Annotated in this window: 7 protein-coding genes; all 7 read right to left on the reverse strand. The window is 57.8% G+C overall.

Annotation, left to right across the window (positions count from 1 at the left end; genetic code table 11):
• Positions 1–16: 16 nt before the first annotated feature.
• A complete protein-coding gene (locus tag EXY20_RS26280) occupies positions 17–376 on the reverse strand; it encodes a LytR/AlgR family response regulator transcription factor (RefSeq protein WP_135555100.1) in 360 nt (119 codons plus the stop codon).
• Between the two features lie 3 nt (positions 377–379).
• Positions 380–3,490 carry an ATP-binding protein gene (locus EXY20_RS26285; RefSeq protein ID WP_135555101.1) on the reverse strand — a complete coding sequence of 1,037 codons (3,111 nt, stop codon included), beginning with the start codon at positions 3,488–3,490 and terminating at the stop codon, positions 380–382.
• 210 nt (positions 3,491–3,700) lie between these two features.
• A complete protein-coding gene (locus EXY20_RS26290; RefSeq protein WP_135555102.1) occupies positions 3,701–4,300 on the reverse strand; it encodes a TetR/AcrR family transcriptional regulator in 600 nt (199 codons plus the stop codon).
• 98 nt (positions 4,301–4,398) lie between these two features.
• Positions 4,399–5,586 (reverse strand): PQQ-dependent sugar dehydrogenase, encoded by a 1,188-nt coding sequence (locus tag EXY20_RS26295; protein ID WP_167859537.1) that lies wholly within the window; start codon positions 5,584–5,586, stop codon positions 4,399–4,401.
• A 739-nt stretch (positions 5,587–6,325) separates the two neighbouring features.
• Entirely contained in the window at positions 6,326–7,213 is an 888-nt protein-coding gene (locus EXY20_RS26300; RefSeq protein WP_135555117.1) for a fructose bisphosphate aldolase, read from the reverse strand.
• Positions 7,214–7,367: 154 nt separating this feature from the next.
• Positions 7,368–8,177 (reverse strand): ABC transporter permease, encoded by an 810-nt coding sequence (locus EXY20_RS26305; RefSeq protein WP_135555104.1) that lies wholly within the window; start codon positions 8,175–8,177, stop codon positions 7,368–7,370.
• A complete protein-coding gene (locus tag EXY20_RS26310; protein ID WP_135555105.1) occupies positions 8,174–9,196 on the reverse strand; it encodes an ATP-binding cassette domain-containing protein in 1,023 nt (340 codons plus the stop codon). Before EXY20_RS26310 ends, EXY20_RS26305 begins: the two co-directional genes overlap by 4 nt.
• Between the last annotated feature and the right edge of the window lie 1,033 nt (positions 9,197–10,229).

The raw sequence follows: 10,229 nt of genomic DNA on the forward strand, positions 1-10,229 counted from the left end.
GCACCTTGCCCCGCCTTCACATCATCTCCAGCTTGCTCAGCGTAATCGCCAGCCGCTGCGCGGTGACGGGCTTGAGCAAATAATCGATGGCGCTCATTTCGAACGCATCGATCGCGTAGTCGTCATATCCGGTCACGAATACGACGCCGATCGCCTCATCCTGCTTGCGCAGCATGCCGGAAAGCAGAATGCCGTTCATGTCCGGCATAAAAATGTCGAGGAAGGCGATATCGATCGGATTCTCCCGGACGTAATCGATCGCGTCGAGCGGGTGCAGAAACGTCCCGCAAATGTCGATTTTGCCGCTTTCCTCGAGCAAACGCTTCAGCCGGTTCACCGAAAGCGGTTCGTCGTCAACGATGATGGCACGTTGCATGGACTATTCCCCATTTCTCAGCATTGCAAGCTGCGGCGGTATGCTGAACGATACTTTCGTTCCCGCCCCAAGCTCGCTTTCAATCGATATCGTTCTGCCGTACAACAGCCGGAGGCGTTGGCTGATATTCCACAACCCGACGCCCATCTTGTTGGCGTCGGCCTTCAGCACGTCTTTCAGCCGCATCTTGCTCATGCCGCCGCCGTCGTCCTCCACCGTAAAACGAATCGTTTCCGACGCGTCTTTGCGTACGGAAATGCGCACGGTGCCTCCCCGTCGTTTGGCCATCAGGCCATGCTTGATCGCGTTTTCCACGAGCGGCTGCAGCACCAGAGGCGGGATACGGGTGTGCAGGTCGGCGTCTACATCGAATTCCACCTGCAGCCGGTCGCCGAACCGGACTTTTTCGATGTTCAGATACGCCTTGACCAGCTCCAGCTCGCTGGCCAGCGTCGTGAGCGAATCGAGGTGCTTGAAGTCGAAGCTGCTGCGCAAATAGAGCGATAGCTGCAGCGTCAGTTCCTCCGCTTCCTCCGGCGCTTCCGCGCACAGGGCGGCGATGGAATTCAGCGCGTTAAACAGGAAATGCGGATTGATCTGCGAGCGCAGAAAGGCGATTTCGGCGTCTCGCGCGTTTTTTACCGACGCCTTCAGCTGGGTCAGGCTGCGTACCCGAGCCAGCAGCTCCTCCGACTCGAACGGCTTGCCGACAAAATCGTTGGCGCCGTTCTCCATCGAATGCTGCATTTCGGCCACGCTGTTGCGCGCCGTCAGCATCAGAACCGGCAGTTCGAAAGGCGAGAACCGTTCGCGAATATCGCGCAGCACCTCGTAGCCGGACATGTCCGGCATCGTGATATCGAGAATGACCAGGAAAAAACCCGGATTGCGAACGATCTCCTTCAGCGCCAACTGGCCGCGATTGACCACGACAATCGAATGGCGCTCCAGCTTGAACAAATTGATCATGGCCTGCAGATTGGCCAGATCGTCGTCAACGACAAGAATCGGCTCGCCGATCTCCCCATCGATATACAGCGGGTATTGCGCCGGCACGATCGAAGCTCCCGGCGCCTCCGGCCGATGCGCGCTTGCTGCCGCCGTTTGCGCTGCCGACTCCTCCGCCAGCGGCACCGTAAACAGGAACGCCGCCCCTTCCCGCTCGGACGATTCGACGCGAATCGTGCCGCCGTGCAGTTCGACCAGCTTCTTCGTGATGCTGAGGCCGAGCCCCGTGCCGCCGCTATGCGCGTGCGTCTCGTCGTCCACTTGCTCGAACGCCCGGAAGATGCGGTCGTGCAGATGCGGAGCAATGCCGATGCCGGTGTCTTCCACCCGCACCTCCACCATCGACCGCTGTACCTTCGCGGTAATCGTCACGCTGCCCTGGCGGGTAAACTTGACGGCATTGCCGATCAAATTGTGCAAAATTTGCACCAGCCGGTTCGCGTCCGCGTATACCGCGGGGAACGGCTCGGGCACCTTGCTCAGCAGCGCGACCGGCTTGCCGCCAAGCAGAAACGATTGCACGCGAATGACCGAATCGACAGCCGCCTTCAAGTCCGTGCTGCTGCGATGCAGCGAGATGTCGCCATATTTCATTTTCGAATAATCGAGCAGTTCGTTGACCTGGTGGGTCAGCCTGCGGCCGCTGCCGAGCACGACGGCGAGGTTGTGCGCCTGCCTGTCGTTGACTTCCCCGGCCACGCCTTTCAGCAGCGATTCGGTAATGCTGACGATCGCGTTCAGCGGCGTCTTCAGCTCGTGCGACGTATGGGACAGGAAATCGTCCTTGATTTTGTCCAGCTGCAGCAGTTGGTTCTTCATCGCATCCATCGAATGGTACGATTCGAAGAAACGAAGCACGATCACCGCCATCATAATCAGGTTGAACACGACAAAATACAGCTGGCCGAGCCACAAGCTCTCTTTCAACGCCAAACCGAACAGCAGCAAATCGACCGAATACAGGTTGATGAACAGGATCGCCAGAAACAGCAGCAAATGTTTCCACCGGTCCGCCGCCTCGCCCCGCAAGTAAAGCAGTGCCGACCGCCACAACAGGCCGAGCAGCAGCAGTTCGAACAACCCCGCGACGACAGGCTGGAAATACGTGTAGAAATGAATCGGCACCGCCGCAATCGCCAGCAGCACGATGCCGAGTCCGACGCCGATGATCCGGGTCAGACGAAGCGACAGCATATTGTTCTGAACTTGGCGCAGCAGCACGGCAAGGACGATAAAGGCGGCGATCGAAACGACATCCTTCGTTTTGTACAGCAGCTCGAACGACAGGCTCGGCAGCAGCAGCGCAAGCGCCCGCTCGCCGTACAGGCCCTGGTATACCGCGTAAAGGAAACAGAACAGCGCGAACAGCAGCAAGGAATAATCCCTTCTGCGGTACAGGGCCGTTGCGGCGAAGCAGATCACATACATCATCGCCAGTGTGCCAAGAACGGCAAGCGTGCCAAATTCGCGGGCCATGACCTTCTGCTGATTCTCCAGGATGGCGGACTCGGTGCCGAAATAAAGCGATACGGGGATGCCGGCATTTACGTAATCGTAGTTCGCGACTTGCACAATAATTTCCACATCGCCCCGCTCGACGCTGAAGAGCCCGATCTGCGGCACGTTCCCGGGCTTGTACGACGATCGCGACAAGGCAGGGACACCGTCCGCAAACAGCGGCTGCCCGTTAACGAAGATGCGGCTCGCGAACCGAATGTTCGTTTTCTTGAGCGCGTATACGCCGCTTGCCGGCAAGTTGCGGATCACCATGCGGTAGGTGGCGGCGCCGTGTGCGGGCAGCGTGATGCCTTCCACAAGCTTGCCGTTCCATTGCGAAGGCACTTGCATGTAGCTTGAAGGGCTCGGCTTGCCGGCGCCCGTCTGGCGAAAATCTTCCGGATCAAGCAGCCGGTCCCAATAAAATTCCCACTCTCCGTCCAGTCCGATCCGCTGCTGCAAGGCATTCTCCCGGGCGGCCAGATCGAGCACGCCGGCTTGCACGCGCAGCCCGTCGTTTCGCTCCAGGCGGTCCATCACAAAGGAGAGCGGAAGGAACGAAAAGAAAACCAGTCCGATCAGACCAAGCAGCAAATGTCGTTTCAGCACCCGATCGGCTCCTTCCCGGCAAATCTACTCATGCCAATGCGGCATCGCCGCATGACGAATCGTTCTTATTGACGCTTCTTCACTATATCATCCCGCCCCCGGCTTTGACATCCACTTTTTAGGGCCGCAGCGAATTCTACCCAAAGCAAACAACCATCCCGGTCTGGGATGGTTGTTTGTTTGTTTGTTCCGGGCCGTATGCGGCCGGCCTCACTCCATCAGCTTGACGAGCCCTTGTATAAGCGCATGGCTGTTCGTTCCGCCGAACAACGCCGAGAAGATCGTATACCCTTCGTTAAAAGCAATCGTTTGCATGGCGATCTCCCGGGCATCTTTGTCCGGCGCCACCCAGCCTTTCTCCTGCAGCACCGCAATCAGTTCCTCGATGCCGCCAAGCCATTCGCCGTATTTCGCTTTCAGCTTGTCCTGCATCTCCGGATCCTGTTTGGTCTGCAAATGAAAGTCGATCAGCACCAGAATCCAGTTCTCGGCGCCGCCGAGCATCTGTGAAAGCCGCTCCAGCGTAATCGCCAGCACTTCCGAGAGCGTCGTTTCCCGCGGATCGTATTGTTTCGGAACGTTCATCCAACCGGCGGTCAGCTGCATCTGGTAATCTAGCACATGCAGAAACAGCTGTTCCTTGCTTGGAAAATGGCCGTAAAACGCGCCTTTCGTCTGTCCCGTGCGGGCAACGATATCCGACAGGGTCGTCGATGCGTACCCTTTCTCCGCAAAACTAGCCATGCCGGCTTCAAGCAGCTTCCGGTACGTGGCCTCCCGCTTCAATTGAAACTTGTTCTTGACCGTCATCCGCTCTCGCCCCCGTCGCAAGCCGCAGGCGCCCGGGTGGGGCGCCTGTTCCCGGCTTCCCCGATTATAGCAGGAAACGAGGCGACTTTCGACCGGATTCACGCTTGCGCGAGTCTGAAAATACGCCCGGATTGCGTGCAGATGTACAGCTCCCCGGCTGCGTCCGTGCCGAAGGACGTGATGTTTTCGCCGGTTTCGAGCAGCGTGCGGTTGTCGGCCGTCCCGTCGCTGCGTTGCATCAGCCCCCACAAGGTGCCGGTGCCGTAATCCGAATACAGGTACCAGCCGGTTAACGCGGGAAGCTTGCTGCCGCGGTAGACATAACCGCCGGTAATGGAAATGCCGAGGTCGCGGCCGTACGTGTGGATCGGTTCGGTCAACCCGGCCGTTTCGCAGCCCGTCTTCGGCTGGTAGCAAGCCGTTCCTTCGCGGACCCGCCAGCCGTAGTTTTTTCCTTTTTCGATCAGATCGATTTCCTCCAGCGTGCTTTGCCCGACATCCGCGGCCCACAGCTTGCCGGTCGCCGAATCGAAGCTGAACCGCCACGGATTGCGCAGCCCGTAGGCGTATATTTCCGGCGCTCCGGAAGCGATGAACGGGTTGTCCGGCGGAATCGCGTAAGCGCGCCCGTCCGCTTCTTTGTCCACGTCGATCCGCAGGATTTTGCCCAGCAGCGATTGCAGGTTTTGCGCGTTGTTTTGCGGATCGCCGCCGTTGCCCCCGTCGCCGGACGCAATGTACAAATACCCGTCGGGACCGAACGCCAGCTGCCCGCCGTTATGATTCGTATACGGCTGCTTGTACGTCAACAGCACCTTCTCGCTGGCCGGATCGAGCCGTTCGGGATCGTTCGGATCGGCATCGAACCGGGCGATCACAGTATGCGTGTCGGTCGTATAATTGACGTACGCCTGATTGGGACGCTTCGGATGGAAAGCAAGCCCGAGCAGCCCTTGTTCGTTGCCCTTGTCGTTGACGCGATCGGCAATATCAAGGACGAGCTTCGGTTTGGCATCCGGCTTGGTCAGATTGGCCCTGACGATTCGCCCCGGCTGCTCGACCACATAAACGGCGTCCGGATCGCCGGAGCGATGCTCGATGCCGATCGGTTTCTCGAACGCGATCGGTTTGAATACGTCCAACAAGATCAGGGCGGTTTGTTGAAGGTCTCCTTGGTTTGCGCCGGCTCCGGGAGCGGGCGAAGGCGCGGCGTCCTTGGAGCCGAAGCAGGCGCTGAGCAGCAGCACCAGAATCAAGCCGATTGCGGCTGCGCTGTAAAGTTTCATCGTCATCAACCTCCTTATCCCGATCATCTCACAGGATAAGCGGCAGGACAAGCCTGCTCCATCGCCTTGCTGCTACGGATTCGCTTTCGACGTCCGCCGCCGTTTCCGGAAACTGCAATGCGAAAAGCTGGCCCGGCCGGCTTTAGCGGTAACTTCTCCTGCCTATTGGAAAGTCACCTCAACCGGCGAAACCGGCTCCCGCTGCGCGCGGGGGGTGGTATTCCGATCGCTTCTTGTTTTCCGGATTCTTCGAACGATTAATCCAAGGGGGAATCCGGAAAACAAAGGCGAACGCTGCCGCTTCTCCATACCACCCCCCGCTCTCCGCTCCCGTCCCTTGCCCTGTTTGAACCATCTCCAAGCAGACACATTGCACAAATCGGGCATTCTCCCCTCCGCCAACTAACAAATTCGCTTTTTGTACCGCTCCGATGAAGCATCCTGATAATAGGCCATGTTTTATGGCCTATTTCGCCAAAAAAGGGCAGCCTCACCAATATAGCCAGTGAAATCACTGGCTATTTCTTTGAAAAGGTCGATTTTGGGGCTTCAGGGTCGAGATAGCCAGTGTTTTCACTGGCTATTTCCGAGGCGGCAGGCCAAATCGGGAAAATAGGCCATTTTTTAAGGGCTATTTTCGTTCCCGGCCCGGCATGATAAACAAAAAAGCCGCCCAGGCAGCGGGATACCGCATGAACGGGACAGCTTTCCGTTGTCGCAGCAGAACTGCGGGCGCCAATCAGGCGATGGATGCTTCGTAAATGGAAGCGATCGAGCGGGACAACGTCGCGTTGAACTGCTCGTCCGACTGCTGCGCCGACAGCCCTTCGGCCAGAGCGCGGGAGAAGCTGGCGATCAGGCCGCTATGGCGCGCGAGCTTCTCGTTTGCTTCCGCCTGGTCGTAGCCGCCCGACAAGGCGACCACTCGCGCCACGTTCGGCAGTTCGATCAATTCGCGGTAGAAATTGTCCTCCGTCGGGATGGACAGCTTCAGCATTACAATGACGCCCGGGTCCAGGGCGGTCAACTGCTTCAGCAGCTCGGCCTTCAACAATTGCTCCGAAGCCGCTTTATCCGCGCTGTGAATGTCGACTTCCGGCTCGATGATCGGCACGAGTCCTTTGGCCGCGATCTGTTTGCCGACGGCGAACTGCTGGTCGACAACGGCGCGGATGCCTTCCGGGCTCGCTTTTTTAATTACCGAACGCATCTTCGTGCCAAAAATATGCCGCTCCACCGCCCGCGTCAGCAAGCTGTCCAGATCGGGCATCGGTTTCATCAACTGCACGCCGTTCTCTTCGTTCGCCAGCCCCTTGTCGACTTTCAGAAACGGCACGATGCCTTTCTTCTCCCAGAGGTAGTCGGCGGTGAACAGCCCGTCAATCGTCCGGTCCATCGTGTTCTCGAACAAAATTGCGCCCAAAATGGACGCCGCGTCGAACCCCGGACTTTTGATAATGCGCGTTCTCATTTCGTGCACCAGCGCGTACATCGCTTCTTCGCCCGAATAGCTGTTTTCCGCAATGCCGTACTGCAGCAGCGCCTTCGGCGTGCTCCCGCCGCTTTGGTCGAGCGCCGCGATAAACCCTTGTCCCGTGCGGATGCGTGTCAATTGTTCCTGATTCAACACCATTAGCCCCTTCCTGATTCGTGGAATGAATGCGGATTGAATGTTCTTTATTGTACACCAATTTCGTCTTCAAAGCACACGTCCATATGAAAAATCGCCCCTCTGCCGGCCGAACGGGCCGATGCGGAGGGGCGATCCAGGGGCGAGCGTCTTACGTCCGGCGCATATAAGCGCGTACGGTAATCGGTGCGAAGATGAGCACCACAACGGCGGCGCCGATCAGCGAAATGCCCAGATCCGAGCCTACATTGCCGTTGTTCACCAATTCGCGGACGGCGGAGATGAGGTGCGAGACCGGATTGATTTTGGCAAACCATTGCAGCCAGTTCGGCATCGTGTCGACCGGCACGAATGCGTTGGACAGGAACGTGAGCGGGAACAGCACCAGCATCGAAATGCCTTGCACGCTCGAAGCCGTGCGGGCAATGACGCCGAAGAAAGCGAAGATCCAGCTTATCGCCCAGGCGCAAGCGATGACAAGCACCGCGGCGAGCACCACGCTGCCGAAGCCGCCGCCGGGCCGGTAGCCCATGATGTATCCCATGGCGAACGTCAGCGTCGTCGCGATCGTGTAGCGGATCGTGTCGGCGAGCAGCGCGCCGGCAAGCGGGGCGATGCGGGCGATCGGCAGCGACTTGAAGCGGTCGAAGACGCCTTTGTCCATATCCTCCCGCAATTGAACTCCGGTCACGATCGAAGTGGTAATAACGGTTTGTACAAGAATGCCGGGAATGATGACGGGCAAGTAGCTTTGCACGTCGCCCGAAATGGCGCCGCCGAATATATACGTAAACATCAGCGTAAAAATGATCGGCTGCAGCGTGACGTCAAACAGTTGCTCCGGCGTGCGGCGAATTTTCAGCAAACCGCGGTACGCCATTGTAAACGAGTGGCGAATCGATTGGGTTAAACTCGTATGATTTTTCAATTGGGCGCCCGGGTGTACGGTTGATCGGCTCATCGTTTGACCTCCTCCATCGCGTTTGCGTTCGACTCTTCGGCTTCCTTCACGCCGTGTCCGGTAATCGTCAGGAACACTTCGTCGAGCGTCGGCTTCTGCACGCTCAGTTCGGCAAGCGGAATGTTCGCCGCGCGCAAGGCGATCAGCAGATCGGTAACCAGATCGGCGTTAGCCATCGGAGCGGTAATTTGGGCGGCTTCCGACGTTACGCTCGAAGCGACGTTCAGCACCCGCTCGATGATCCGCCGCGCTTCCGCCACATCGTTCGTTCGCTGCACCCGAAGATGCAGCGAAGAGGTGCCTACGGACGCCTTAAGTTCGTCCACGGTGCCTTCGGCGACAACATGGCCAAGGTCGATGACCGCGATCCGGTCGGCCAGTTGGTCCGCCTCGTCGAGATACTGTGTCGTCAACAGCACGGTCGAGCCGGTTTTGACCAGCCGGCGAATCGTCTCCCACATCTGCGCGCGCGTGCGCGGATCGAGCCCCGTCGTCGGCTCGTCGAGAAAAATGAGCGGCGGCTGGGCGATCAGGCTCGCCGCAAGATCGAGCCGCCGGCGCATGCCGCCGGAGAAATTTTTCAGCGGCCGCCGCGCGGCTTCCGACAGCCCGAATTCCTCGAGCAGGTCCGCCGCTTTGCGCTTCGCTTCGGCGCGGCCGAGTCCGAGCAGCCGCGAGAAAATAATCAGGTTTTCGGTCGCGCTGAGCGATTCGTCCACGGAGGCGTACTGGCCGGTAACGCCGATCAGTTGGCGCACGACCTGCGACTCTTTGACGACATCGCGGCCAAAAATGCGCGCCGATCCGGCATCCGGCCGCAGCAATGTCGCCAGCATGCGGATAGTGGTCGTTTTGCCGGCGCCGTTCGGGCCGAGCACGCCGTAAATCGAGCCGGCCCGCACGCGCAAATCGACGCCGTCGACGGCGCGGTTGTCGCCGAATGTTTTGACGAGGCCGTTCGCTTCGACGGCCCAGTCCCCGTTAGCCGGTTTCATGTCTTTTCTGTATGGTTGTTCCATTGTGGTTCCTCCTTGCGTGCCGTTTGTCGTTCACATGTTGTATGGTAGCTTACGTATGTAAACTCAATTTAAACGGCATCGCAAGCGGGAGGAAATTATTTCCGCCACAGGCGCTGCAGCGGCGGTGCGGGGGCTCTCGCGGGCGTTTAGCGCATGTTTCATGCGCTGCAGCGGCGGAGCGTAAGGCTGATTTCAGCCTTATTTCATCCACCACGTACCAAAACGCCGCTGTAAGGCTGATTTCAGCCTTATTTCACCCACCACGCACCCAAAACGCCGCTGCAAGGCTGATTTCAGCCTTATTTCGCCCACCACTCGCCGAAACGCCGCTGCAAGGCTGATTTCAGCCTTATTTTACCCACCACTCGCCGAAACGCCACTTCAAGGCTGATTTCAGCCTTCGCCCACCACTCGCCGGCGGTGGGACCAGAACGAAGTGATAAGTTAAAAAAGACGCCCCCAATTCTGTTTTCGAAAAGGAGCGTATCGAAATAAGCCCTATTTTATAGCTGTCGATTAACTTTTTATCACTTGTGAAATCTGCGAGGCGCACGAAATTATAGGCGAAAAATCATCTATAATAAAGGTTGGACCTGCCAATTCCAGCGATTATATGCGAAATTTCATACACAACTCGCGATTTTAGCCTCATTTTCGAAATTATATGTGAAAAATCATCTATAATCTCCGCATCCATTCGTTCTCGCCAATCGATCCACAGTTAATCGACAACCTTATTTTATTGGCTATTCCGCTAAAATTGGCCGCCCACCAAAAAATAGCCAGTGAAATCGCTGGCTATTCCTTGGGAAAGAGCTGTTTTAGCGCCGATTGGCGGGAATAACCAGTGTTTTCACGGTGCCGTCAAGTAGTTTGTGTAGTAGGTTCTTCCATCGGGACGATGGGGGTCATTTGTTTGGTGTAAAAGGTTGTGGGCGGCCGTAGCCCAAGCGAAGGCGCGGGAGGTTATTTTTTTGCTCCGTAGCGCGCGGTGAACATTTGTTCGAGCGCGGCTTTCGTGTCCACATCCGCG

It is taken from the genome of Paenibacillus cymbidii (assembly GCF_004764705.1).
GTDB classification, from domain to species: Bacteria; Bacillota; Bacilli; order Paenibacillales; family NBRC-103111; genus Paenibacillus_AN; species Paenibacillus_AN cymbidii.